The 264-nt window shown below is 43.9% G+C and carries 1 protein-coding gene; it reads left to right on the top strand.

The features are described 5' to 3' along the window. On the top strand, nucleotides 1-264 hold a 264-nt coding region (locus AAEY88_RS14050), incomplete at both ends, for a Na+/H+ antiporter NhaA (RefSeq protein ID WP_350563369.1).

The raw sequence follows: 264 nt of genomic DNA, 5'->3' as shown, positions 1-264 counted from the left end.
CTCTAACGTTAAGCAAATTATCCTGCCCGCTGGAGCGGCGCTGGGCGGCATGATTATGCCCGCCATCGTCTATCTGCTCTTTAACTATAATGAACCTGATTTTTGGAAAGGCTGGGCAATCCCTGCCGCGACGGACATTGCTTTTGCTTTGGGTATCTTAAGTCTTTTGGGCAATCGCGTTCCTAACTCATTAAAAGTGTTCTTGGTCTCTATTGCTATTTTTGATGATATTGGCGCCATTTTAATCATCGCTTTATTTTATAC

The sequence above is a fragment of the Psychrobacter sp. CAL346-MNA-CIBAN-0220 genome, from assembly GCF_040309805.1.
Lineage (GTDB): Bacteria > Pseudomonadota > Gammaproteobacteria > Pseudomonadales > Moraxellaceae > Psychrobacter.
Note: the sequence above shows the minus strand (reverse complement) of the source record. Positions and strands in the feature narration are given on the sequence as shown.